The following is a 24,382-nucleotide window of genomic DNA, read 5'->3' on the forward strand; positions in this document are numbered from 1 at the left end:
CAAGAAGAGGACAAGCCTTGGCCCAGGAACTTGCAGGAAAAGTTGCCGCGATCACCGGAGCCGCATCGGGCATCGGTCTCGAATGCGCCAGAGCTTTGATCGGCGCGGGCGCGCGGGTGGTGCTGATCGATCGGGCGGAGGAGGCGCTGAGCAAAGTCTGCGTGGAGCTGGGCGATCAGGCGATTCCGTTACGCATCGACCTCACCGATCCCGAGAGCGTGCGAGCCGTGATGCCGCAGGTGCTGGAGAAGGCGGGCCAGCTGGACATCTTCCATGCGAATGCAGGTGCCTATGTCGGCGGTGAGGTGCTTGGCGGCGATCCCGACGCCTGGGACCGCATGCTCAATTTGAACATCAATGCGCTGTTCCGGTCGATCCATGCGGTGCTGCCGCATATGGTCGAACGCAAAAGCGGCGACATCATCGTCACCAGTTCGATCGCAGGTCTCGTCCCCGTCGTCTGGGAGCCGATCTATACCGCCTCCAAGCACGCAGTGCAGGCTTTCGTGCATACGCTGCGCCGCCAGGTCGCCAAACACGGTTTGCGCGTCGGCGCCGTTGCACCCGGTCCGGTCGTGACCGCGCTCATCAAAGACTGGCCCAAAGAGAAGATCGAGGAAGAAATGGCGGCAGGCGGCTTGATGCAGCCGGTGGAGGTCGCAGAGGCGGTGCTTTTCATGTTGACGCGTCCGAGGAACGTCACCATCCGCGACCTCGTCATTCTGCCGCAGAGCAACGATCTGTAGCGTTCTCCGATTGGCGATCCAGATGACCAAACAATCCGATGACCGCCATTTTCTTGGCATCGATGTCGGCACCGGCAGCGCGCGGGCCGGCGTGTTCGATCGCTCGGGCAAGCTCCTTGCGAGTGACAACGCTCCCATCGCACTTTGGCGGGAGGCAGGCGACATCGTCGAGCACTCGAGCGAGGACATCTGGCGTGCCGTATGCCGCAGCGTGCGCGGCGCGGTGGCGCAGGCCGGCATCGCGCCGAACTGCATCGCCGGCATCGGCTTCGACGCGACCTGCTCGCTGGTGGTGCTGGGCGAAGGGGGCGCGCCGCTGCCCGTCGGGCCGTCCGGCGATCCTGCTCGCAATGTCATCGTATGGATGGATCACCGCGCCGCCGATCAGGCTCGCCGGATCAACCAGACAAGCGAGACGGTTCTCGACTATGTCGGCGGAACGATCTCCCCCGAGATGGAGACGCCGAAACTGTTGTGGCTCGCCGAAAACATGCCCGATACGTTTTCCCGTGCGTGGCAATTCATGGACTTGACCGATTTTCTCACCTGGCGTGCGACGGGGAGCCTGTCTCGCTCCATCTGTACCGTGACGTGCAAGTGGACCTATCTGGGCCACGAAAACCGCTGGGACGATCAATTCTTCCGCAGGGTCGGCCTCGGCGTGCTAGCGGACGAGCAGTTCCGCAGGATCGGCACCGAGATCGTGCCCGGCGGAACGAGGCTTGCGGCGGGCCTGACGGCGGAGGCTGCGGCCGATCTCGGACTCGCGACGGGTACGCCGGTCGCTGCCGGCCTCATCGATGCACATGCCGGCGGTGTTGGTACGGTGGGCGCGCGCGGCACGGCGGGCACGGTGCTGACGCGCATGGCCTATGTGTTCGGAACGTCCGCCTGTACCATGACGACCACGCCGGATCCGTCCTTCGTCCCCGGCGTGTGGGGACCCTATTTCTCCGCCATGGTGCCCGGGCTTTGGCTCAATGAAGGCGGGCAGTCGGCCGCCGGCGCTGCCATCGAGCATCTGTTGCAGATGCATCCGCATTCCGCGCAAGCGACGCAGGCGGCACGCCAGAAGGAGCAGACGCTTGCCGATTGGCTCGCTTCGGAAACCGAATCGCGCGGCGGTGACGGAATGATTCCGCAATTGGTCGGCGAGGTTCATGTCGTCCCCGAGTTCCTCGGTAATCGCGCGCCGTTCGCGGACCCCGAAGCGCGTGCGCTGATTGCCGGGCTCGATATGCGCTCGGATCTGGAGAGCCTGCTGGCGCTTTATCTTGCCGGCCTGTGCGGTCTCGGTTGCGGGGCCAGGCAGATCGTTCGCGCCCAGCAGGACAAGGGCATCGCGGTCGATACGATCGTGGTCAGCGGGGGCGCCGCAAAGAGCCGCCTTGTGCGGCAGGTCCTCGCCGATATGACGGGTTTGACGGTGGCTGCGTCGGCATCCCCGGAGGCCGTCCTGCTCGGCTCCGCGATGCTTGGATCAGTTGCATCGGGCGACCATGCCGATCTCGGCGAGGCGATGGAGGCGATGTCGGTTCTGGGAGACATCTCTCGACCCCAGGCCGCTCTCGCAGACTGGGCCGATTGGCGCTTTCGAGCTTTCGAGGCCCTGCAGAAGGTCGGTCGGGCAATTCGAAGCGCTTCATAGCCCCTTTGCCACCGGATCCCGCGTCCCCAGGCACGGGTCGCCTTCTACGCCGGCACTGCCCGAAGGAGAGGGGGGCTCGACCCTCTTTCATGATCTCGACACATATGTCATGATAGAAATACAAATGTATAAGACGGGCAGTTTTGCCCGGCGAGGGAGGGCTGCCCATGGGTAGGAAAGTCGCATTCATTGCGGCCTTGTTCGGCGCGTTGGCATTGGTTGGTCCGGCGCAGGCGCGGGTCGAGGTCCAGTGGTGGCACGCCATGAGTGGCGTCCTCGGCGATCGGCTCAATGAGCTGGTCGAGAAGTTCAACAAGTCGCAGGACAAGTATACGGTCGTCGCGGTCGCCAAGGGGAACTATGACGAGGTGACCAACGGGGTGATCGCCGCCTATCGGGCCAAGCGGCCGCCGGAGATGGTGCAGATCGCCGAGCGCGGCTACATGACGATGCTGTTGTCGGGGGCCATTGTGCCCGTGCAGGACCTCGTGGAGCAGAAGGGTTACAAGATCGACTTCACCGACTTCATCAAGCCGGTGGCGAGCTTCTGGAGTTACAAGGGACGGATGTCGGCGATGCCCTTCAACTCGTCGACGCCGATCTTCTGGTACAACAAGGACCACTTCCAGAAGGCGGGCTTCGACAAGCCGGCCGACACCTGGCAAGAGCTGGAGAAGCAGCTCTACGCCATCAAGTCCAAGGGAATCAGCGAGTGCGGCACGGTGCTGCCCGGTGACTTCTACTGGAGCCTGCTCGAGAACTACAGCGCGATCAACAACCAGCCCTATGGTACGCTGGCGAACGGATTCGACGGGCTCGGCACCGAGTTCGTCTACAACAAGACGAAGGTGGTCTCACAGGTCGCGCGACTCAAGAAATGGCTCGACGACGGCGTGATGCAGATCGCCGGCCAGGGCTTCAGCCCCGAACAATTGTTCACCTCGGGCCGGTGCTCGACCTTCGTCAATTCGACCGCCTCGCATGGCAACATCGAGCGCAATGCGACCATCAGCTGGAGCGCCACTCTCCTGCCGCACGAGAGCGATATCAATCCGCCGCTCAACAGCACCATCGGGGGCGGGGCCATCTGGGTCATGAAGGGCCACACGCCGGAGCGATACGAGGCCGTCGCAGCCTTTCTGGATTTCGTCGCGCAGCCGGAAACCCAGGTCTGGTGGCATGGCGCAACCGGCTATGTTCCCGCCACCAATCGCGCCTATGCGGTCGCGCGGGAGCGGGGCTACTACAAGGATCATCCGACCAGGGAGATCGCGGTGCTGCAGCTCTCGCGCGGCACGCCGAACGAGAACTCCCGCGGCTTTCGCTTCGGCAACTTCGTGCAGACGATGCTGGCCCAGCGCCAGGAGGTCGAGGCGGTGTTAGCCGGTCAGAAGCAGCCGCAGCAGGCCATGGATGACGCAGTCAAGCGGGGTAACGAGATCCTGCGGCAGTTCGAGAAGCTGAATGCCGGGAAGACTCCGGAAACCGAGCGTCCATGACGTTGCGCCTGTCCATCCCATGGCGCGAGGCACGCGCACCCGTGCTTCAGGGAAGGCACGGGGGCGGTGGGTTCAAGGCCGTGCCGGCGGCAGTCGCCGGCAGCTCGCGTCGGTCGGACAGAAGGCGGCCGCGTGAGGAGGCCGGACTGAAGCGCGCCAATTTCGGCGACAGTCCGGGCCTGCCGACTTTGCTCTTGCTGCCGCAATTGCTGATCCTGCTGTTCTTCTTCTTCATTCCGTCGCTGCGGGCGCTGATGCAGTCCGTTCTGCTCAGCGATCCGTTCGGGACCAACGTTCAGTTCGTGTGGTTCGATAATTTCAAGACGCTGCTTGCGAGCGGCGATTACCGCCAGTCGATCGCGGTGACGTTCTGGTTCACGGTGGCGCAGAACGTGCTCACATTGGGCAGCGCGCTCGTGCTGGCCTTTGCCACCGACAGGATCGTGCGTGGCCGTTCGGCCTATCGCACGATCATCCTGCTGCCATATGCCATTGCGCCCGCGATCGCCGGCATCCTGTGGGCCTTCCTGTTCAATCCGGCGGTCGGCCCGCTCGCGCAGGTGCTGCACGGGCTCGGTATTGCATGGGACCCCAACCTCAATCCGACCGATGCGCTGATCCTGGTGACGCTGGCCGCGTCATGGAAGCACATCTGCTACGATTATATCTTTCTGGTCGTGGGGCTGCTCACGGTGCCGGTGTCGCTGATGGAGGCTGCCGCCGTGGATGGCGCGGGACCGATCCGCCGCTTCGTCTCGATCGCGCTGCCGATGCTCGGGCCCACCATCTTCTTCCTCACGGTGATGAATTTCATCTATGGCTTCTTCGAAACCTTCGCCATCATCGATGCCGTAACCAAAGGCGGCCCGGCCGGTGCAACCAACATTCTGGTCTACAAGGTCTTCGTCGACGGCTTCGTCAATCTCGATCTCGGCTCTTCGGCTGCACAGTCGGTTCTCTTGATGAGCTTTGCGCTGATCTGCACGCTGCTGCAATTCCGCTACTTCGACCGCAAGGTCAATTACGGGGTCTAGCCGCATGGTGGAACGCTCACCGGTCCTTAACATGCTCTGCCACGCGATCCTGATCGCGGGCGCACTGACGGTCTGCATACCCCTGTATTTCGCGTTCGTGGCCGGCTCGCTCACGGTGGCCGAGGTGCAGAAGGTGCCGTTGCCATGGCTGCCGGGAGGCCAGTTCTTCGACAATCTGCAACTGGCCTGGAGCAAGGGCAATTTCAGCCGCACCTTCACTAATTCGATTATCGTGGCGCTCGGCATCACGGCCGGCAAGATCGCGGTATCGCTGCTCTCGGCCTTCGCCATCACCTACTTCCGATTCCGCTATCGAATGCTCGCATTCTGGCTGATCTTCATGTCGCTGATGCTGCCGATCGAGGTCCGGATCGTGCCGACCTTCGAAGCCGTGGCAAATGCGGCGCTGCCGCTGCAATGGCTCTTGGATACGCTGCGTGTCGCCGATCTCTGGCACTGGATCAGCGGGCACGAGGTCGCGATCGCGCTCGAATGGAACATGGTCAACACCTATCCGGGGCTGATCCTTCCGCTGATCGCCTCGGCCACCGCCACGTTCCTTTTTCGCCAATTCTTCCTGACGATCCCGGAGGAGCTGTGCGAGGCGGCGAGGCTGGATGGCGCCTCGCCGCTGCACTTCTTCTGGAGCATCCTGCTGCCGCTGTCAGTTCCGAACATGGTGGCGCTCGCCATCATCCTGTTCCTGTTCGGCTGGAATCAATATCTCTGGCCTTTGCTGTTCACGACCGATAAGGACATGGCAACGGCGGTCATTGCGTTGAAGGGCCTGATTCCCCGCTCCGACAGCGAGCCAGCCTGGAACATCGCCATGAGTGGTGCGCTCCTCACGATGTTGCCGCCGGTGTTGGTCGTCCTGCTGTTGCAACGCTGGTTCATCAAGGGTCTTGTCGACAGCAGCAAATAGGGACTGATCATGGTTTTCATCGCCGGGCATCGCGGCGGACGCAATCTTTGGCCAGAGAACAGCCTGACGGGCTTCCGCAATGTGTGCAGGGAAGGGGTCGACGCAGTCGAGTTCGACGTCCATCAGAGCACGGACGGCGGTGTCGTCGTGATCCATGATCCGCTGCTCGACCGCACCACATTCGAGAGCGGACCGGTGGGCGAGCGCAGCCTGCAGCGCTTGACGGCGATGCGTCTTCGTGATGCGGGCGATGAGTGCATTCCGACCTTGGACGAGGTGCTCGACGTGTTCAGCGACACCACGCTTGAGCTCCACATCGAGATCAAGACGGATGCGCTTGGCAATTCCTATTCGGGCCTCGAAGCGAGGCTGATCGACCAGATCAGGCGCCGGGGCCTGGAACGGCGTGCAATCATCACCTGCTTCGTGCCCGGCGTGATCGAGACCGTGCTCCGGCTGTGGCCGGAGGCGCGGGTGCTCGTTTCGCTCGACCGTCGTTCGGCGGAGATGATGGGCGGAATTGAGCCTGCGCTGACGCGATTGGCCGCCATTCCCGGCTGCATTGTCGCGGTCGAAAAATCACTCCTGGGGCTCGCGTTGCCGCTCGCCCTCAAGGTGCTCGGGTCCGAGCGCCTTGGCGCATGGGTGACTAACGAGCCGGAGGATATCGCCTATTGGCTCTCGCAACCGGTGCGGCAGATCACGACCGATCGGCCGGATATCGCCGTGAGCATTCGCCGCAGGCTCGAAACGATGCCGGCGCGCCCATGATTCCCCGCCGCCGCTTTCTCGTGGGATCGCTGGCGAGCGCCGCCTTGGCTGCACCCGCCGGGTTCGTGCGGGGAGCGCCGGTTTCGTTCAGCGCGGATCCGTTCACGCTCGGTGTTGCGTCCGGATGCCCGCGGGAGGATCGCGTCATCCTGTGGACCCGCCTTGCGCCGCAGCCGCTCGACGGCGGCGGCGTGCGGGACGCCACTGTGGACGTCGAATGGCAGGTTGCTGACGACGAGGCCTTCTCGCACATCGCCTCCCGCGGCGTCGTGCGGACGACCGCGGAGCTTGCGCATTCCGTGCATGCCGAGGCGACGGGGCTGCGGCCAGACCGCGTCTACTGGTATCGCTTCCGTGCCGGCCCGGCGCTCAGCCCGGTCGGACGCACCCGAACCGCGCCCGCCAGGGCGGCGCGGCCTCTACGTTTTGCTTTCGCATCCTGCCAGCAATACGAGCAGGGCTACTTTACCGCCTACCGCGACATCGCCGCGCGTGATCTCGACCTGGTCGTGCATCTCGGCGACTATATCTACGAGAAATCCTGGGGATCGCGCCACGTCCGCCAGCACGGCGTCGGAATTCCGACGACGCTCGAGGAATTCCGCAACCGCTACGCGCTCTACAAGAGCGATCCCGACCTGCGAGCGGCGCACGCTGCCTTTCCCTGGCTTTCGGTCTGGGACGACCACGAGGTAATGGACGATTATGCCAATGATCGCTCCTATACGGCGCGCGATGCCGCTCAGTTCCTCAAGATCCGTACGGCAGCCTATCAGGCCTATTACGAGCACATGCCGCTGCCACCCTCGGCGCGCCCGCGCGGCGCGGATGCCACGATCTATGAACACTATCGCTTCGGCGAGACGCTCGACGTGCTGCTGCTCGACGACCGGCAATATCGCTCGGCATCGGCCTGCGTCGGAAGCGGGCGTCCGACCTGGGTGGCTGACTGTGTGAGCCGGACGGATGAAGCGCGGACGATGCTCGGCGAACAACAGGAGCAGTGGCTCGATGCCCGCCTGCGCGACTGTCGCGGCCGTTGGACGATCGTCGCGCAGCAGACATTGATGGCGCAGGACAAGCGGGAAGGGGACGATGGTGCTCACTTCTGGATGGACGGCTGGGACGGCTATCCCAACGCCCGCCGCCGTCTCCTCGATTCGCTCGTGGCGCAACGCCGACGCAATCCGATCGTGATCGGCGGCGACCGTCACGCCTTCTTTGCCGCTGATCTGAAGCATGATTTCGCCCGGCCGGATCGACCGACCGTTGCGACCGAGTTCGTCGGCACGTCGATCACCTCAGACGGTCCGAGCGAAGCCAGCGTGCGCAAGGCGCTGGCGGAGAATCCGCATCTGGTCTACGCGCGTGGCGACAAGCGCGGCTATGCGACCGTGGAGCTCGACGCCCGGCATTGCACCGTGGGATTCGAGGCGCTCGACGACGTCAAGGATGCCGCGAGCGCGGTGCGCCGGCTGACGAGCTTTGTGGTCGAGGATGGCGTGCCGGGCGCGAAGGCCGCATGACGAAATCCGCATCGCAGAGATTTGACGACCAACGAAAGATCGCCTCAAATGCTCCGACGTCTGACTGTGCCTTGGGGCCGCTGCGGGGGGCTGCGCCGTGACTGATCAAACCATCCTGCGGGTCGCTTGGCTCTACTACATGGAGAACCTGACCCAGGCCGAGATCGGCGAGCGGCTCGGGCTGACCCGCGCCCGCGTCAATCGCATGCTGTCGGATGCCCGGCAGACCGGTATCGTCAGCATCCGCCTCAACTCCGCCTTTGCGAGCTGCACGGAGCTGGAGCACCGCCTGCGCCGGGAATGCGGTCTGGAGGACGCGGTCGTCATCCCGAGCCCGGAGAATCCCGAGCAGGTCGGCAGCCTGATCGGGATGGCGGCGGGCGCGTATTTATCGAAATTCCTCGAACAGAAGCGGCCGCGCATCATCGGTATCGGATGGGGCGCGACCTTGCGTGAGACCATCCGTTACGTCACGCCGGCGGACTATCCCGAGCTCTCCATCGTCTCCATGATGGGGGGCCTGTCGCGTGGACTCGAGCTCAACACCTTCGAGATTGCGGGTGAGCTCGCGCACCGGCTGCACGCCCAGTGCAGCTATCTGGCCGCCCCGATCTTTGTCAGCAGCCGGCGCTCGCGCGACACCTTCCTGGCCCAGGAGGTCTATCAGGAGGTGCTGAACAGCGTTGAGAAGATCGATCTAGCGCTGTTGAGCATGGGAGATCTGACGCCGCGCTCGCTGCTGATGCGGCATGGGCTGCCGCCGGACGTTCGTGCCGAGCACCTGCGGGCGGCAGGCGCCGTCGGCGACGTCCTGGCGCAATTTCTCGACAAGACCGGCCGGCCCATAGATCACGGCATCAACAGCCGCGCCATTGCGCTGCCGCTCGAGAAGCTGGCGCGCGTGCCGACGTCGATGCTGATCGCCGGGGGGCTCAACAAGGCGCCGATCATCGCCGCGGTGCTGCGCGGGCGGATCGGCAAGGTGCTGGTGACGGACGAGAACACCGCCGTCGCCGCGCTGAAACTGATCGACAAGCAGAAATAGCCGTTTTCTCACAACGAAGAGGGATCCACGCCTTCGACACCGAGGGCGCGAGGCCCCGTGCGCGCCGAACGGCGCGCAAAAGCATTTGTCACTTAAGGATTACATATGTAATATGAGGGAGACAACTGCTCAGAAGGATGGCGTCGACATGCGCGCTGCGGTGCTCCAGGACATTCGTGACATCCGCGTCCTCGATATCCCCGAGCCGAAGCCGCTCGCGGAGGACGAACTCATCATCCGCGTCAAGGCTGTCGGCGTTTGCGGCAGCGATTTGCATTCCTATCTCGAGGGCGGAACAACTGGCCCGACCCAAGTCAGGCCGTTCGTCCTGGGCCATGAGTTCTCGGGTGTCCTCACGCCGGACTCGGCGCGAAAAGCGGGGTTCTCGGCCGACGCGTTGGTGGCGGTCGATCCTTCCATTCCCTGCGGCCGTTGCGAATGGTGTCACCGCGGTCACACCAATCTCTGCCCCAACGTGAAATTCCTTGGCTACGCGCCTCACAATGGCGCCATGGCCGAATTCGTCTGTGTGCCCCGATCCGCCGTGCATCTGGTGCCTGACAGCATCGACCCGGCCGGCGCGGCGATCCTGGAGACGCTTGGCGTCGCGATCCATGCGATGGATCTGGCGCGCCCGCGGCTTCTGGAAAGCGTGGCGGTGCTCGGCTGCGGGCCGGTGGGATTGCTGCTCGTGCAACTGGCGCGGCTTGCAGGTAGCGGAAAGATCATCGCGATCGACCCCGTCGAGCAGCGTACTGCACTGGCCTGTGATCTCGGGGCGGACGTGGCGTGCCGCAGCTACGCCGAGGTCGGGGACGCCACCGAAGGCCGCGGCGTCGATCTGGTGATCGAGGCAACCGACTCATCGCACGGCTTCGAGCATGCGGCGCGTTGCGCCCGCATCGGTGGCCGGGTCGTCCTCGTCGGCATCCCGGAGAATAATCAGTACGTCCTCAGCGGCGCGGAGTCGCGTCGAAAGGGCCTGTCGATCAAGTTTTCACGGCGCATGCCGGAAGTTTATCCGCGCGCCATCGCGCTTGCGCAAGGCGGGCAGGTCAAGCTGGCGCCGCTGGCCACGCATCGTTTCTCGCTCGACCAGACGCCTGCCGCGTTCGAGCAGCAGGTCGCGCGGCGCGACGGCATCATCAAGGCGATCATCTGCCCGTAGATTGAGCGCTCTCTCGCAGGTGCTCGGCAGGACTGGTGCCAATGGCGAAATCGTCGAAGCTGGTCGTCGCAAGAAAGGGACGCGTCCTGATGGTCAGGCGCAGGCGCGACGGGCTCTGGATGTTTCCCGGCGGCCGAAGGCGAGCAGGCGAGAGCGACAGGAGATGCCTTCGTCGCGAGATCAAGGAGGAGCTTCCCAAGCTGAAGCTCGGGCCGTTGAAACTATGGAAGGAAGTGAAGGCGAGAAAGAGCCGAACCGGCCGGCGGATGAGTGATGCGATCTTCCTGGCCAAGAAGGTGTCGGGGCGCCTGAAGGTCGGCGACAAGAAGGAGATCGATCGAGCGGTTTGGCGCAAGCCGCGCGGCGCCAGACTGACCCCGACGTCGCGCTACATCCGCGATAAGCTGTTTCCGAGATAAAACTCCGTCATCGCAGCGCCTGGCGCAGGAGAGTCAGCAGTTCCTCATGGATCAATCCGTTGGAGGCGATCTTGTCGAGATCGTCGTTGCTGCACGGACGCCCCGTCAGTGTCGTGACCTTCCCGCCGCCGGCCCACACCATCGGCAACGCGGCAGCGTGCGAAACGATGTCGGCTTTCAATGAGACAAAGCCGTCCAGGCGACCCGAGGCCACCATCGTCGTCTCGAAGGCGCCCGAGACGACGATACGCACGCCGCGCGCCACTTTGCCGAGCAGTTCGATTACACGCGTCGTCCGCTGGACTTCGTCGGGCGAGAAATGCGAGGTCAGAATCACCGAGACGACCGCATCTGACAGCGAACGCGTCGTGGAGACGCGGGCGGGCACGCCATCGATCGTTGCGCCTTCCCCCGCGAGATAGCGCGCAGTCAGTCCGATCTTGGGAGCGTTGATCAGGCCAAGTTTCGTCTCACCGTCGACCTCGTAGGCGACCGTCACGGAAAACCACGGCAGTCCCTGCGCGTAGTTGATCGTGCCGTCGAGCGGATCGATGATCCAGCGCGCCGCATTGTCCCCTTGGCTCGCGCCGCTCTCCTCGGCCAGGATGCCGGCAGCCGGCGTCAGCGCCTTCAAGCCCGCGACGACGATCGCCTCGGAGGCAAGATCCGCCTCGGTGACGATATCGAGCCCGTCCTTGCGCTCTGTGCGTAGCGGCGTGGATTGCATCGCGACCAGCCTGGCTGCAGCCTCAGCAACGACGGCCTCTGCGCGCCATAGCAGCGTCGGAAGGCTCTTGCGCTCCTCGGTTCCCGGATCGTCCCGATCGGGCGCGATGTCGAACGGACGACCAAAGTCTCCGATCGGGACGAGATGGCTGCTGATGCCCATGTCCGGCCGCCAACAGTGCAAGGCAAATCCCGGCGGCTCGTTGATGAAGCGGTTACCACGACCTGGCCGCAGGTCGAGCGCGACCTGGTGCGCCGTGCTCGGCGCCACATAGCCCACGGTCCCCGCGTAGCGCACCGTGATCGAGCGGTGATAGTGACCGCACAGCACACGTTCGGTGTCCGGATGGTCCTTGATGATTGCGTTGAGCGCTGTAGCGTCGCTGATACCCAGCTCGTCCATTCCGTCGGCTCCGACGAGGAACGGCGGATGATGAATGATAATGACCGTCGGCTTGCTGGGGCCTTCCGCGAGCACTTCGCGCAGCCATTGTTGCCGCGCCGCGCAGAAGGTCCCGTGGATCTGCCCGACCTCGACGCTGTCGAGGAAAATCAGCCGGACAGGGAACTCATCCACGACAAAGTTGATGAAGCCGTCGGACGGAAGATAGCGGTGGCGTGGTCGCAGCGACCGTATGAACTGCCCGCGCCGGTCGTGGTTGCCGGGGATGACGAATACCGGCATCGGCAGCCTTGCCAGGCCGGCGGCGACAATCTCGTATTCCTCCTCGAGCCCGCAGTCGGTCAGATCGCCGCTGACCACGACGCAGTCGGGTTGCGGACCGAGGTTCAGCACGGCGTCGATCGCGTCGTGAAACATCGCGTTGGTATCGATGTCGCCGTAAGCTTTCCTGCCATGCGGACGCACATGGAAATCGCTCAGCTGGGCAATGATGAACACGGGAGTCCTGTTCCGGGGAGAAGGGCCTTTAACAGCGCTTGGTCACCTGCTGCGGCCGACTGTCCGTTGCTTACGAACTCTTCATCAAGGCGTTGCTTTCCTTGACCATGCGATCGAGCCCGGCCTCGGCGGTCGTCTCGCCGCGCATGACGGCATGGATGATCTCGCGCTGCGTGCGCCAGATCTTCACGGACTGTCCGCCCGGATAGCCCTGCCATGGCTTCGCGCGCTCGATCTGCTGCGACACGGTGCGGAAGTTCGGGTTCTTGTCGTAAAACGGAGCCAGGAAGTCGGGCCCCGAGGCGCGCAAATTGGTCGGCATGTAGCCCGTAGTCTCCACCACGATTTTCTGCGCTTCAGGTCCGCTCACGAATTTCAGGAACTCCCAGGCGGCCCGCTGCTTCGCCGGATCTTTCGCCGTGATGATTGCCGCGTTGCCGCCGGTGGGCAGCCCACCTTTCTGCTTGTCGTCGATCGGGAAGGTGCAGGTGCGCAAGGTGAACTTGTCGCCGATCAGATCCGTGACCTGGCGCAACCGGGCCGGCGTGTCGGCGAAGATGCCGATTTTCCCGGCGATGAACTGCTGGCGCGAGGAGTCCCAATCGATCAGCGGCATCTTGGCATCGGCCACGAACCGCCGGCAGTGGACCAGAGCCTTCAGCCCGGCATCCTTGCCGAAACCGGCAGTGGTTTCCGACGCGTCGAGCATCTGCCCGCCACCTTGCAGGATCAGGGAACGGAACAGCCAGTCGTCGGGCCAGTCATGGATGTTATAGGCTATGCCGGCGACATCGGATCCCTTGCTCTTGATGTTGACGGCGAGCGCGATCATGTCCGTCCAGTTGTCGGGCATCCTGTCCGGATCGCCGCCCGCCTCCTTCACGAGCTGCGTGTTGAAATAGATGACCGGCAGCGACGCATTGAATGCGAGGCCGTAGGTCTTGCCGTCGACCGCCCCGAGGGCCAGGATTCCGTCGGAATAGTTGGCCTTGCGCCAGGCGGCGTCCTCCTTCTGCAGCAGCGAGGCGACCTCGGTGATCTGGTTGCGTTTCACCAGCGTGCGCACGAGCTCGGCGAGGAGGTGATAACCCGAATAGTAGACGTCGGGCAGCTGGTTGGTGACGGCCTGCCGCAGCATAGTCTGATGACCTTCGTCATAGCTCGCCGCCGGCGCCCGGAACTGGATCTTGATGCCCGACTGCCGCTTCATGAACTCCTGGGCGATCGGCTCATGGAATTTCGCGAAGGCAGGAAAGGCATAAAGGACATCCAGCGTAACGTCCTGCGCGTGGGCCGATCGCGTCAGGAGCGGGCTTGAAAGCGCGGTCGTCCCAACGGCCGCGGCGCTTTTCAGGAGGTCTCGGCGATGCAGCATGACGGTGTCTCCCTAGCGGTTGTTGAAGTCATTTGATTCCGGTCATCGTGATGCCGGCAAGGAAATGCCGCCGCGCGATCAGGAACGCGAAGACCAGCGGCGCCGTGATGATGGTGGCGCCGGCGGCGAGCGCCCCGTAATTCGAGCCCAACTCGGAATCGGCGAAATACATCATGCCGAGCGGCGGCGTCGCGAGCTTGGTGTCGGAGACGACGATGAGCGGCCAATACAGGTCGTTCCAGTGCGCCACGACAGAGAAGATCGAAAACGCCGCGATCGCCGGCCATGCGCTCGGCACGACGATGCGCCACACGATTTCGAACTCACCGACGCCGTCGAGCCGCGCGGCCTGGATGATCTCATCCGGATAGGACTTGAAGAACTGGCGGAACAGGAAAATCGCGAACACCGACAGGAAGAAGGGCATCATCATCGAGAGGTAGGTGTTGAGGATGCCGAGTTCGGCGAACGCGATGTAGAGCGGGAGCGAGGGCGCCTGGACCGGAATGCAGAGTCCGAGCAGGACCAGCGAAAACAGGATCGGCCGTCCCGGAAACTTCAGCTTGGCGAGCGCATAGGCGCAGGGAATCGCGACCAGCAGCTGGACGACGAGGATTCCGCCGCAGACGATGAGTCCGTTGAGCAGAAAACGCAGCAGTGGCGCGGTGCTCAGGGCAGATTCGAAATTCTGCCATCCGTAGAACTGGCGCGGCCAGAGCCGGAACGTCGCCTCGAAGATCTCGCCCGGCGGCTTGATCGCGCTCGTCAGCATGAAAACGAACGGCAGCAGCATGAAGACGGCGCCGCCGATCAGCACCGCATGGACGAGCGCAAGCGACACGAGGCGCCGCATCCGGATCGCCACCGGCGTCGGCGGGCGAGTGATCGTGGCCGATGTGCGCTTCAATAGTGCACCCGTTGGTCGAGGATGAAGGTCTGCAGCACCGAGAACACGAGGGTGAACGCCAGGAAGACCAGCGTGAGCGTCGCCGCATAGCTCATGTGGAAGTACTGAAACCCCTCCAGATAGATGGCATACAGCAGCACCTCGGATGCGCCTCCGGGGCCTCCACGCGTCATCACCGCAACCGTGTCGAAGATCTTGAAGGCGGTGATGAAGGTCGTCACGGTCACGAACATCGTCGTCGGACCGAGCATCGGCCACGTCACTTTCAGGAAGCGGTCAATGGGGTGGCTCGCGCCATCGATATCGACGGCTTCGTAGAGATCGCGGGGAATAGCCGAGAGGCCGGCGAGAAACAGCACCATGTTGAAGCCGACGAGCTGCCAGATGCCGATCGCGGCGAGCGTCGGGATGACGAGGCGCGGCTCGCTCAGGAAAGCTGTCTCCGCGAACCCCAGTCCCTTGAGCGCCTGATTGATGAGCCCCAGGGTCGGGTGCAGCAGGAACTGCCACATCGTGGCCATTGCGATGAGCGTCGAGGTGACGGGGAGAAAATAGATAACCTCATAGAGGCTGCGCGTGCGCTTGCGCTGGTGGATCAGGAGTGCGACCAGCAGCGAGATCAGGACGCCGCCGGGCACGACAATCGCCACGTAGAGCAGGGTATTGGTCACCGAGCGACGAATCACGGGATCCTGCAGCGCCGCGCCGAAGTTTTTGAAGCCGACGAACGAGAAGTCGAGCGCACCCAGCTCGTAGTTGGTGAAACTCAGGAAGGCGAGAGCAGCCAGCGGCGCCAGATTCGTCAGGACCAGCAGGATGAAGGCCGGCGCGGCAAAGCCCAAGCCCGCGAACCGCTCGACCCATCGCTGGCGGCCGGCTGGCGGCGCCGCGTCGAGCGGAGTGATTTGAACCGCGACCGTGGTCATCGGACCTCGCTCGCGCGGCGCAGGTCTCGACCGGCTGCATTGCGGCTTTCCACCTCGATGCGTTGACCGTTGTGGTCGAACACGTGACAATCCCTTGGCTCGAAGGCTAGCGGGACTTCGCCCTCGGGGATCGGGATGCTGTTGTCGACCCGGCAGAGCACCGCCACTTCCGGGGAGGCCACGAGATCGAAGTGAAGGATGCTTTCCGAGCCCAGATTCTCGCGGCGACGGAGCCTGCACGTGACGGCGCACGGTCCGCCTCCGATCCGCATCGCTTCCGGACGCACGCCGACCGTCAGTTCCGGCGCCGGCGCGTTGCGAACATCGATCGGCAGCGTCCGGCCGAGCAGCTCGACCTGACCGCTGGGCCCCACATGGGCCTGAAATAGATTGATCGCCGGACTGCCAATGAACTGCGCGACCGCGGTCGTGGCGGGCCGTTCATAGACATCGGCGGGGGTGCCAAGCTGGAGTATGTCGCCGTGATCCATCACGGCAAGGCGATCAGACATCGTCATCGCCTCGATCTGGTCGTGTGTCACGTAGATCATCGTGACGCCGAGACGCGCGTGCAGCTCGGTCAGCTCGCCGCGCATGTGCACGCGCAGCTTGGCGTCGAGGTTCGACAAGGGCTCGTCCATCAGGAAGGCCTGCGGATGACGCACCATTGCGCGGCCGAGCGCGACGCGCTGCCGTTGACCGCCCGAAAGCTGTCCGGGGCGGCGGTGAAAGAAGGTGTCGATTCGAAGCTGCTCCGCGACGGCCCGCACCTCGCGCGCGATCTCGTCCATGACGCGCCTGCGGCGGAGCGACAAATGACGCATCAAGGGCAGGCGCTCGAACAGGTTGAGGCGCGTCATGGTGAGCGGCAGCGCTATGTTGTCGAACACCGACATGTGGGGATAGAGCGCGTAATTCTGGAACACCATGGCGATTCTGCGCTCGTGAGGCCGCATATGGTCGACCGAAGTCCCGCCGATCGACACCGAACCGCGGTCCTGCGATTCGAGGCCGGCGATGATGCGCAGGAGCGTCGACTTGCCACAGCCGGAGGGGCCAACCAGCGTCAGAAATTCGCCGTTCGCAATATCGAGGTCGATGTCGTTGAGGACGGATGTGTCGCCGAAAGCCTTATGGATGCCGCGCAATGTGAGGCCGGCCATCGCAGATCACGCCTCAGCATCGCGCGGTGGATAGACTTCGTGCACGACGTCGTCGATCCAGTAATCGGTGAGGCCGGGCACCGGACGAATGCTCACGTCGATATTTTCGCCGTCGATGTCGTAGACCACCGCCCCAAGCCGTGCAGCGCCGCCCATCGGCGGCGCCAGTTTCTCACCGACCAGAAAGCCGGCCGCCGGCCCCCAAATGTAGTGCGTGCCGTTCAGCCGGATTTCGTGCCAGCGATGCAGATGTCCACTGGCCACGATCTCCACCTGGTAGCGTTGCAGCAGATCGAGAAGGGCGCGGCGCGGCTCCGGCTTGACCGACCAGTAACCGGTGTCGGCCTCGGTCGGTGACTCGATGAACAGCGGCCGGTGGGTGAACCAGGCAAGGCGACGCCCCGCTGCATCGGCCATCGCGGCCTCGAGCCATTCGGTCTGCCGCGCCTCTTCGGGGCCGCCGCCGAAGATCATTGAATTGAGGCCGATCAGGCGCCAACCGTCCACATCGCGTAGCCAGCGGTCGTCGCCGAAGTGGCGGCGAAAGCGATCGAGCCGCTCGCCATTTACCGGCTGATGCGGATTGCCGACCTCGCCGACGTCATGATTTCCCGGAACCGCCACGACAGGGACGCCGAGCGAGGCCAGTTGGGTCGCGCAATATGCTGCGTCGGTTTCCTGATCGGCTGCATCGACCGTCACGTCGCCGGTATGTATGACGAGATCTGGCTTATGCTGCGCGATCCAACGGGCAAGTGGCGCCCAGTTCGCGTCGAAGTGCTGCTTGCTCGGGCTGAGATGCGTATCGGAAATCTGAATAACTCGGACCATGACGCCTCTGCTTTGGGTCGCGTGTCATGCCGTCCGTCGGGCGCGCAGCGGTCTGTCGCTCGAATCGAATGCGCTGCCCCGCGCCGCGCGGAGTGGTCATTGTAGTCGTGAGATCTGAAGCTTCCGGCGCCCTCCCTGGCTGACGATGCCGCTTAAGCCGCTTGTGTCATCTCAATCAACTATACATATGATCTGTCATTGTGACAAATGTAATTCACGCAAGACAAGCGGATCATGCGCGGATGTGAGCAACCGGGTGTGTCGTCTGACCAGGGACGGAAACTTCGGTCTGCGCGGTCGCGATTGAATGGCGCAGCGTCTGCGCAACCTGGATTCACATGACCGACCGACATGATCGAAGCCGATATCTCCAAGCTGAGTGCTCGAGGGCCTTTGATGCGTGTCCTATGAGTGGCGTGTGCCCTCTCGCTGAGCGTTTGCGTGACGCGTTCACCGGGACTCCGAAGACGCGATTTCCACTTCCAATTCGTGCATATGTGGTTCTAGAACAGCCAGGTTGCGGAAGCCTCGTCACACCAGATTTCTTAATCGTTCCAATCACATCAAGGGTCGGGCAGAGGCGGAATATCTCAGTAAAATTAACGGGTTAGATCGGAAGTTTTCCATGGCCCCGATCATGATTGGAGCGAGAGTTCTAGTTTTTCAATCGGTTAGGAAGCGGCGTGCGCACTACGTGTGCACCGGGAGATCAAAGAAAATCTCGAGAGCGCCAACGGACTCCATCCGTTTGAGAGCACGACGAGCGTATATTGCCTGCCAATCCGCTCAGCCTGAGCTACGGCTGTGAATCTGAGCGTCGGTTTGCGCTAGGTGTTGGTTTGTGGAGAAGCGCGATCGAGCCGCATAGATAGCTAAATGCTTCGGCGCTCGCGCAGCTTGCGGAAGTCGTCACCGGCGTGGTGTGAGGATCGCGTCAGTGGCGTGGCCGAGACCATGAGAAATCCCTTGGCATAGGCGGTCTTCCGATAGGCCTCGAATTCATCAGGGGGCACGAAGCGCATCACGGCATGGTGCTTGCGCGTCGGCTGGAGATACTGGCCGATGGTCAGGAAATCGACGTCGGCGGAACGCAGATCGTCCATCAACTGCAGCACCTCGCTGCGGTCCTCGCCGAGGCCGACCATGATTCCCGATTTGGTGAAGATGCGCGGGTCGAGCTCCTTCACGCGTTGCAGGAGTCGGATCGAATGGAAATAGCGCGCACCTGGGCGCACCGCGAGATATTTTGACGGCACCGTTTCCAGATTGTGGTTGAGCACGTCTGGCCTTGCGGCAACGACCGTCTCGAGTGCGCCGTGCTTGCGCAGGAAATCAGGCGTGAGGATTTCAATTGAGGTCGCCGGGCTCATTGCGCGGATCGCCGCAATTGTGGCTGCGAAATGGGCGGCCCCGCCGTCGGCGAGGTCGTCGCGATCGACCGAGGTCACGACCACATGCTCGAGCCCAAGCTTGGCGACGGCGTCGGCGACCTTGCCGGGCTCGTCGGCATCGAGTGGGTCGGGCAGGCCGGTGCGCACGTTGCAGAACGCGCAGGCGCGCGTGCAGGTGTCACCCATAATCATGAAGGTCGCGTGCTTCTTCGCCCAGCACTCGCCGATGTTGGGACAGCCGGCTTCCTCGCAGACGGTCACGAGCTTGTTTTCGCGCACGATACGTCGCGTCTCGGTCCATTGGGCGGAGCCGGGGGCTTTCACGCGGATCCATGCGGGCTTTTTTTGTAGCGGCGTGTCCGGGCGGTTGACCTTTTCGGGATGGCGCGGCCGATCGGTCCGCAGCTTCGTTCGCGGATCGTCGTTGAGGAAATCAAGTAGCACCGTCATGCGCCCACCCCTTGCGATGTGCGAGAGCCGAACATGGCGGCGGCTTCGCTCAGATTGTGCGACACGTTCCGTCTTGCGCGAGCCGTGGCGCGACAACGACGCCGTCCCGTGCGCGGTCGCCGACATTCATCTATCACGGTGAAGCACGTCAACATGATTTGTAGTCCCGCGTTGATTCACGCGGTGACCGGGCGCGCTGCCTTGCGCGGGCACTTTCGTTCCCGACGTGCAAGGCCGGCTACCGGCATTGCGCGCGGCATTCGGAGCCCTCCATCTGCTGATCCGAGATTTCGGGCGATGCTCTAGCCGGTTTTCCGGAGCTTCAGACGGATCGAGCCCGGATGCATGGGCGGGGGGCTCCGACCCGCCCGGTAAAACCGAGCAAGTTGAACGACATCGACGCGAATGCCGTTCTCTTTCGCGGTCTGGCATGAATGCTGCTTAAGCATCTGCCAAAAGAAGCGACAGCTTCAGAACATGCAGCGCGAGGGGACGTTCAGATGCCAGCCAACGCACAACCCATCACCTGAAACGACCGGGACATCACCCGATCGGCATTGCGCGTGTCCGCATGAATGCGGACCGCAATGAACGTTGGCACGCGACTGCGGCTTGGCATGCAATGGAGAAGGTAATGACGATCGCGGACGCTCACGATCAGGACCCGCAGGAAACCCGGGAATGGCTCGATGCCCTGTCGGCGGTCCGGGGGCACCGCGGCAACGAACGCGCGGAGTTCGTCGTCAATACGATGCTCGACGCCGCGCGACGCGGTGGCCTTCAGATCGAGCAGTCGCTGACGACACCCTATTGCAACACGATCCCGCTAGAGCAGCAGCCGGCGCTGCCGGGCGACCGCGCGATCGAGCACAAGCTTCGCTCCATCATCCGCTGGAATGCGCTGGCGATAATTCTGCGCGCCAACAAGGAGAGCTCGGAGCTCGGTGGCCACATCGCCAGCTTCCAGTCTGCCGCCACGCTCTACGACATCGGTTTCGGCCATTTCTGGCACGCACCGACCGAGACCCATGGCGGCGACCTGATCTTCGTGCAGGGGCACTGTTCCCCCGGCATCTATGCGCGCGCCTTCCTTGAGGGGCGACTGAGCGAGGAGCAGCTCCTCAGCTTCAGGCAGGAGACCAGCGGCAAGGGTTTGTCGAGCTATCCGCATCCCTGGCTGATGCCGGACTTCTGGCAGTTCCCGACGGTGTCGATGGGGCTGGGGCCGTTGATGGCGATTTATCAGGCGCGGTTCTTGAAATATCTCGAGAACCGCAAGCTGGCCGAGACGTCCAACCGGAAGGTCTGGGCGTTCATGGGCGACGGCGAAACCGACGAGCCGGAATCGCTCGGCGCGATCTCGCTCGCCGGCCGCGAGAACCTCGACAATTTGATCTTCGTCATCAACTGCAATCTCCAGCGGCTAGACGGGCCCGTCCGCGGCAACGGCAAGATCGTGCAAGAGCTCGAAAGTGTTTTCCGCGGTGCGGGCTGGAACGTCATCAAGGTGCTATGGGGCTCGGGTTGGGACCGCCTGCTGGAGAAGGACAAGAGTGGGCTGCTGCTAAGGCTCATGGAAGAATGCGTCGACGGCGAATACCAGGACTTCAAGAGCAAGAGCGGCGCCTACATTCGCGAACACTTCTTTGGCAAGTACGAGGAAACCAAGCAACTCGTCTCTGACATGAGCGACGACGAGATCTGGCAGCTTGCGCGCGGCGGCCACGATCCCGAGAAGGTTTTTGCCGCCTACACCGCGGCCGTGAACCACAAGGGCCAGCCCACGGTCATTCTGCCGAAGACCGTCAAGGGCTACGGCATGGGCGAGTCCGGCGAGGGCCAGATGATCGCCCATCAGGCGAAGAAGATGACGCAAGACGCGCTGCGCGGCTTTCGTGACCGTTTCCAGGTGCCGGTCGCCGACGCGGACCTGGCCAAGGTGCCCTTCCTCCGGCTGCCGGAAGATGGTCCGGAGATGAAGTATTTCCGGGCGCAGCGCGAAAAGCTCGGCGGCTACCTACCGCAACGCCGGCGGAAATCCGCGTTCTTGCAAATTCCGCCGCTCTCGACGTTCCAGCGGCTGCTCGAAAACACCGGCGAGCGCGAGATCTCGACGACGATGGCCTTCGTGCAGTTGCTCGGTGCGCTCGTGCGCGACAAGGTGATCGGCAAGCACATCGTGCCGATCGTACCGGACGAATCCCGCACCTTCGGCATGGAGGGCATGTTCCGGCAACTCGGCATCTACTCGTCGGTCGGCCAGCTTTACAGGCCGCAGGACGCCGATCAGCTGATGTACTACCGCGAAGACAAGAGCGGACAGGTCTTCCAGGAGGGAATCAACGAGGGCGGCGCGATGTCGAGCTGGATCGTTGCGGCGACGTCCTACTCGACGAACAACGTGCCGATGATCCCGTTCTACATCTACTACTCGATGTTCGGCTTGCAGCGCGTCGGCGATCTCGCCTGGCTTGCGGGCGACATGCGGGCCCGCGGCTTCCTGCTCGGCGGCACCGCCGGCCGGACTACGCTGAACGGCGAGGGATTGCAGCACGAGGACGGCCACAGCCACGTGCTCGCCGCGACCATCCCGAACTGCATCTCCTACGATCCGACCTTCGCCTATGAGGTCGTGACGATCGTCCGCGAAGGCATGCGCCGGATGTACGAGGCGCAGGAGGACGTCTACTACTACCTCACCCTGATGAACGAGAACTATCCGCATCCCGCGCTTGCCGATGCAGGCGAAGGGGCGGAGGAGGGGATTCTCAAGGGACTCTATCTCCTGAAGAACGGAGGCGAGACCGCGAAGAAGGGCCTCCGCGTCCAGCTTGTCGGGTCGGGCACGATCCTGCGCGAGGTGATCGCGGCCGCCGATTTGCTCAAGGCAGACTTCGGCGTGACCGCTGACGTCTGGAGCGCAACCAGCTTCAACGAGCTACGCCGCGATGGCATGGCGGCGGAGCGCTGGAACCTGCTGCATCCGACCGAGCCGCGTTGCGAGAGCTGGGTGGAATCGCAGCTCAAGGGACATCCAGGGCCGGTCGTGGCCTCCACCGACTACATGCGCAACTACCCCGACCAGATCCGGGAATATGTCCAGGCGGCCGGGCGTCGCTACGTCGTGCTCGGCACCGACGGGTTCGGCCGCAGCGACTACCGCGTGAAGCTTAGAAAGTTCTTCGAGGTCGACCGGCACTACGTCGCGGTCGCGGCGCTCAAGGCGCTCGCCGATGAGGGGACGATCAAGCCCGCAATCGTGGCCGAGGCCATCGCCAAATATCAAATCGATGCCGGGCGCGCTGCGCCTTGGACTGTTTGAGCCAGGGAGCCGAGGGCAGAGCGATGAGTGGTCTGATCGACATCAAAGTTCCGGATATCGGCGAGTTCAAGGACGTCCCGGTGATCGAAGTATTCGTCAAGCCGGGCGACAAGGTGAAGGCGGAGGACCCGCTGGTTGCGCTGGAATCCGACAAGGCAACCATGGAAGTGCCGTCGCCGCGCGATGGCGTGGTGAAGGCCGTGGTCGTCAAGGTTGGCGACGAGGTCAGCGAAGGCGTGGTGATCGTGCAGCTCGAGGGCGCGGGCGCCGAGCAGGTCGAGACTCGCCCCGTCGTCAGCGCACCGCCGTCGCCGGTTAGCGCGCCGGCCGGTGTCGCCGAGGTGCGCGTTCCGGATATCGGCGACTTCAAGGACGTTCCGGTCATTGAAATCTTCGTCAAGCCCGGCGACAGCGTCAAGGCTGAGGATCCGCTGATCGCGCTTGAATCCGACAAGGCGACGATGGAAGTGCCGGCGCCCCTCTCGGGGACCGTGCGCGAGATCAAGGTCAAGACCGGCGACAAGGTCAGCGAGGGCGCGATCATTCTCGTGCTCGCGACCAGCGATGCGTCCACGACGGCCGCCTCTGCGGCGCCTGCGCCTGCAGCAGTGTCGTCGGCGCCCGCAGCGGCTCCCGTGGCGCAAGTCGGCGGGGTCGACGAAAGGGCCTTTGCGCTCGCCTATGCCGGACCGGCGGTGCGCAAGCTGGCACGCGAGATGGGTGTCGATCTCGGCAAGGTCAAAGGCTCCGGTAATCACGGCCGTATCGTTCGCGAAGACGTCGAGGCCGTTGCCAAGGGCGGGGCGTCCGCCGCCAAGCCGCAGGCTGCGCCCGCAAGCGGGGGCGGTGTCGGCGGCATCGATCTGCTGCCCTGGCCCAAGATCGATTTCGCAAAATTTGGCCCGGTCGAGCGCAAGGAGCTCGGTCGCATCAAGAAGATTTCGGCAGCCAATCTGCATCGCAACTGGGTCGTCATCCCGCATGTCACGACCCATGACGAGGCCGACATCACCGAGCTCGAGCAGTTCCGGGTCAAGATGAACAAGGAGCTGGAGAAGAGCGGCGTGAAGCTCTCGCTGCTGCCGTTCATGGTGAAGGCAGCCGTCGCGGCGCTGAAGAAGTTTCCGGAATTCAATGCCAGCCTCGACGGCGACACGTTGGTCTACAAGAACTACTGGCACGTCGGCTTTGCCGCCGACACGCCGAACGGCCTGATGGTGCCCGTCATCCGCGATGCCGACAAGAAATCGGTGCCTGACATCGCCAATGAGATGAACGCGCTCGCCAAGCTTGCGCGCGAAGGCAAGATCAAGCCAGACCAGATGCAGGGCGGCACCTTCTCGATCTCCTCGCTCGGCGGCATCGGCGGCATCTATTTCACGCCGATCATCAACGCGCCGGAAGTCGCGATCATGGGCGTGTGCAAGGGATACTGGAAGCAGCATTCGCCTGACGGCAAGACCTGGACGTCACGCCTGACCTTGCCGCTGTCGCTGTCGTGGGACCACCGCGTCATCGACGGTGCGGCGGCCGCACGTTTCAACGTCTATTTCGCCAGCGTGCTCGCCGATTTGCGGCGCGTGCTGTTCTGAGATCGGGAGTAGGGCAG

Annotated in this window: 19 protein-coding genes; 12 read left to right on the forward strand and 7 right to left on the reverse strand. The window is 63.5% G+C overall.

Annotated elements, in window-relative coordinates; all coding sequences use genetic code 11:
• Positions 1-17 precede the first annotated feature (17 nt).
• The 10 genes from AABA86_RS29975 to AABA86_RS30020 all read left to right on the forward strand — a co-directional run bounded on the left by AABA86_RS29975 (position 18) and on the right by AABA86_RS30020 (position 10,781).
• Positions 18-746 carry an SDR family oxidoreductase gene (locus AABA86_RS29975; protein WP_338309361.1) on the forward strand — a complete coding sequence of 243 codons (729 nt, stop codon included), beginning with the start codon at positions 18-20 and terminating at the stop codon, positions 744-746.
• 22 nt (positions 747-768) lie between these two features.
• Entirely contained in the window at positions 769-2,394 is a 1,626-nt protein-coding gene (locus AABA86_RS29980; protein ID WP_338309399.1) for an FGGY-family carbohydrate kinase, read from the forward strand.
• Between the two features lie 167 nt (positions 2,395-2,561).
• Complete coding sequence (locus AABA86_RS29985) at positions 2,562-3,893, forward strand: extracellular solute-binding protein (RefSeq protein WP_338309362.1); 1,332 nt, start codon at positions 2,562-2,564, stop codon at positions 3,891-3,893.
• Positions 3,894-3,973: 80 nt separating this feature from the next.
• Positions 3,974-4,927 (forward strand): ABC transporter permease subunit, encoded by a 954-nt coding sequence (locus AABA86_RS29990; protein WP_338309363.1) that lies wholly within the window; start codon positions 3,974-3,976, stop codon positions 4,925-4,927.
• Positions 4,928-4,931: 4 nt separating this feature from the next.
• Entirely contained in the window at positions 4,932-5,852 is a 921-nt protein-coding gene (locus tag AABA86_RS29995; RefSeq protein ID WP_338309364.1) for an ABC transporter permease subunit, read from the forward strand.
• Between the two features lie 9 nt (positions 5,853-5,861).
• On the forward strand, positions 5,862-6,623 hold the full coding sequence (locus AABA86_RS30000; RefSeq protein ID WP_338309365.1) for a glycerophosphodiester phosphodiesterase family protein: 762 nt from the start codon (positions 5,862-5,864) through the stop codon (positions 6,621-6,623).
• The gene (locus tag AABA86_RS30005) at positions 6,620-8,149 is read left to right on the forward strand and encodes an alkaline phosphatase D family protein (protein WP_338309366.1); all 1,530 of its coding nucleotides are present in this window, start codon (positions 6,620-6,622) and stop codon (positions 8,147-8,149) included. Before AABA86_RS30000 ends, AABA86_RS30005 begins: the two co-directional genes overlap by 4 nt.
• Before the next feature lie 97 nt (positions 8,150-8,246).
• The gene (locus AABA86_RS30010; protein ID WP_338309367.1) at positions 8,247-9,194 is read left to right on the forward strand and encodes a sugar-binding transcriptional regulator; all 948 of its coding nucleotides are present in this window, start codon (positions 8,247-8,249) and stop codon (positions 9,192-9,194) included.
• 148 nt (positions 9,195-9,342) lie between these two features.
• Positions 9,343-10,362: a zinc-dependent alcohol dehydrogenase gene (locus AABA86_RS30015; RefSeq protein WP_028145350.1), complete on the forward strand. Its 1,020-nt coding sequence runs from the start codon at positions 9,343-9,345 to the stop codon at positions 10,360-10,362.
• Between the two features lie 41 nt (positions 10,363-10,403).
• Positions 10,404-10,781, forward strand: a complete 378-nt coding sequence (locus tag AABA86_RS30020; RefSeq protein WP_038946233.1) for an NUDIX hydrolase — start codon at positions 10,404-10,406, stop codon at positions 10,779-10,781.
• 7 nt (positions 10,782-10,788) lie between these two features.
• On the opposite strand, the gene AABA86_RS30025 is transcribed toward AABA86_RS30020, so the two are convergent.
• The 7 genes from AABA86_RS30025 to lipA all read right to left on the reverse strand — a co-directional run bounded on the left by AABA86_RS30025 (position 10,789) and on the right by lipA (position 19,451).
• A complete protein-coding gene (locus AABA86_RS30025) occupies positions 10,789-12,408 on the reverse strand; it encodes an inositol monophosphatase family protein (protein WP_338309368.1) in 1,620 nt (539 codons plus the stop codon).
• Positions 12,409-12,478: 70 nt separating this feature from the next.
• On the reverse strand, positions 12,479-13,783 hold the full coding sequence (locus AABA86_RS30030; RefSeq protein ID WP_338309369.1) for an ABC transporter substrate-binding protein: 1,305 nt from the start codon (positions 13,781-13,783) through the stop codon (positions 12,479-12,481).
• A gap of 28 nt (positions 13,784-13,811) precedes the next feature.
• Entirely contained in the window at positions 13,812-14,636 is an 825-nt protein-coding gene (locus AABA86_RS30035) for a carbohydrate ABC transporter permease (protein WP_212246900.1), read from the reverse strand.
• A 50-nt stretch (positions 14,637-14,686) separates the two neighbouring features.
• Positions 14,687-15,616, reverse strand: a complete 930-nt coding sequence (locus AABA86_RS30040; protein ID WP_212246828.1) for a carbohydrate ABC transporter permease — start codon at positions 15,614-15,616, stop codon at positions 14,687-14,689.
• The gene (locus AABA86_RS30045) at positions 15,613-16,779 is read right to left on the reverse strand and encodes an ABC transporter ATP-binding protein (RefSeq protein WP_338309370.1); all 1,167 of its coding nucleotides are present in this window, start codon (positions 16,777-16,779) and stop codon (positions 15,613-15,615) included. Before AABA86_RS30045 ends, AABA86_RS30040 begins: the two co-directional genes overlap by 4 nt.
• Positions 16,780-16,785: 6 nt before the next feature.
• Positions 16,786-17,610: a metallophosphoesterase family protein gene (locus AABA86_RS30050; protein WP_212246826.1), complete on the reverse strand. Its 825-nt coding sequence runs from the start codon at positions 17,608-17,610 to the stop codon at positions 16,786-16,788.
• A gap of 872 nt (positions 17,611-18,482) precedes the next feature.
• Positions 18,483-19,451, reverse strand: coding sequence for a lipoyl synthase (lipA, locus tag AABA86_RS30055; protein ID WP_338309371.1), 969 nt, complete (start codon positions 19,449-19,451; stop codon positions 18,483-18,485).
• A gap of 634 nt (positions 19,452-20,085) precedes the next feature.
• On the opposite strand from lipA, the gene aceE reads away from it, so the two are divergent.
• Positions 20,086-22,773, forward strand: coding sequence for a pyruvate dehydrogenase (acetyl-transferring), homodimeric type (gene aceE / locus AABA86_RS30060; RefSeq protein ID WP_445083433.1), 2,688 nt, complete (start codon positions 20,086-20,088; stop codon positions 22,771-22,773).
• Between the two features lie 23 nt (positions 22,774-22,796).
• Positions 22,797-24,365 (forward strand): dihydrolipoyllysine-residue acetyltransferase, encoded by a 1,569-nt coding sequence (locus tag AABA86_RS30065; RefSeq protein WP_338309372.1) that lies wholly within the window; start codon positions 22,797-22,799, stop codon positions 24,363-24,365.
• The last annotated feature ends 17 nt before the right edge of the window (positions 24,366-24,382 follow it).

Origin of the sequence: Bradyrhizobium sp. TM233, assembly GCF_036247965.1 — a bacterium.
GTDB classification, from domain to species: Bacteria; Pseudomonadota; Alphaproteobacteria; order Rhizobiales; family Xanthobacteraceae; genus Bradyrhizobium; species Bradyrhizobium ottawaense.

What these genes read in the sequence shown, in the direction of transcription:
- AABA86_RS29980 (WP_338309399.1), top strand. Translation starts at nt 769, where the DNA reads ATGACCAAACAATCCGATGACCGCCATTTTCTTGGCATCGATGTCGGC.
- AABA86_RS29985 (WP_338309362.1), top strand. Translation starts at nt 2,562, where the DNA reads ATGGGTAGGAAAGTCGCATTCATTGCGGCCTTGTTCGGCGCGTTGGCA.
- AABA86_RS29995 (WP_338309364.1), top strand. Translation starts at nt 4,932, where the DNA reads ATGGTGGAACGCTCACCGGTCCTTAACATGCTCTGCCACGCGATCCTG.
- AABA86_RS30000 (WP_338309365.1), top strand. Translation starts at nt 5,862, where the DNA reads ATGGTTTTCATCGCCGGGCATCGCGGCGGACGCAATCTTTGGCCAGAG.
- AABA86_RS30005 (WP_338309366.1), top strand. Translation starts at nt 6,620, where the DNA reads ATGATTCCCCGCCGCCGCTTTCTCGTGGGATCGCTGGCGAGCGCCGCC.
- AABA86_RS30015 (WP_028145350.1), top strand. Translation starts at nt 9,343, where the DNA reads ATGCGCGCTGCGGTGCTCCAGGACATTCGTGACATCCGCGTCCTCGAT.
- AABA86_RS30020 (WP_038946233.1), top strand. Translation starts at nt 10,404, where the DNA reads ATGGCGAAATCGTCGAAGCTGGTCGTCGCAAGAAAGGGACGCGTCCTG.
- AABA86_RS30030 (WP_338309369.1), bottom strand. Translation starts at nt 13,783, where the DNA reads ATGCTGCATCGCCGAGACCTCCTGAAAAGCGCCGCGGCCGTTGGGACG.
- AABA86_RS30035 (WP_212246900.1), bottom strand. Translation starts at nt 14,636, where the DNA reads ATGCGGCGCCTCGTGTCGCTTGCGCTCGTCCATGCGGTGCTGATCGGC.
- AABA86_RS30040 (WP_212246828.1), bottom strand. Translation starts at nt 15,616, where the DNA reads ATGACCACGGTCGCGGTTCAAATCACTCCGCTCGACGCGGCGCCGCCA.
- AABA86_RS30045 (WP_338309370.1), bottom strand. Translation starts at nt 16,779, where the DNA reads ATGGCCGGCCTCACATTGCGCGGCATCCATAAGGCTTTCGGCGACACA.
- AABA86_RS30050 (WP_212246826.1), bottom strand. Translation starts at nt 17,610, where the DNA reads ATGGTCCGAGTTATTCAGATTTCCGATACGCATCTCAGCCCGAGCAAG.
- lipA (WP_338309371.1), bottom strand. Translation starts at nt 19,451, where the DNA reads ATGACGGTGCTACTTGATTTCCTCAACGACGATCCGCGAACGAAGCTG.
- aceE (WP_445083433.1), top strand. Translation starts at nt 20,086, where the DNA reads ATGACGATCGCGGACGCTCACGATCAGGACCCGCAGGAAACCCGGGAA.
- AABA86_RS30065 (WP_338309372.1), top strand. Translation starts at nt 22,797, where the DNA reads ATGAGTGGTCTGATCGACATCAAAGTTCCGGATATCGGCGAGTTCAAG.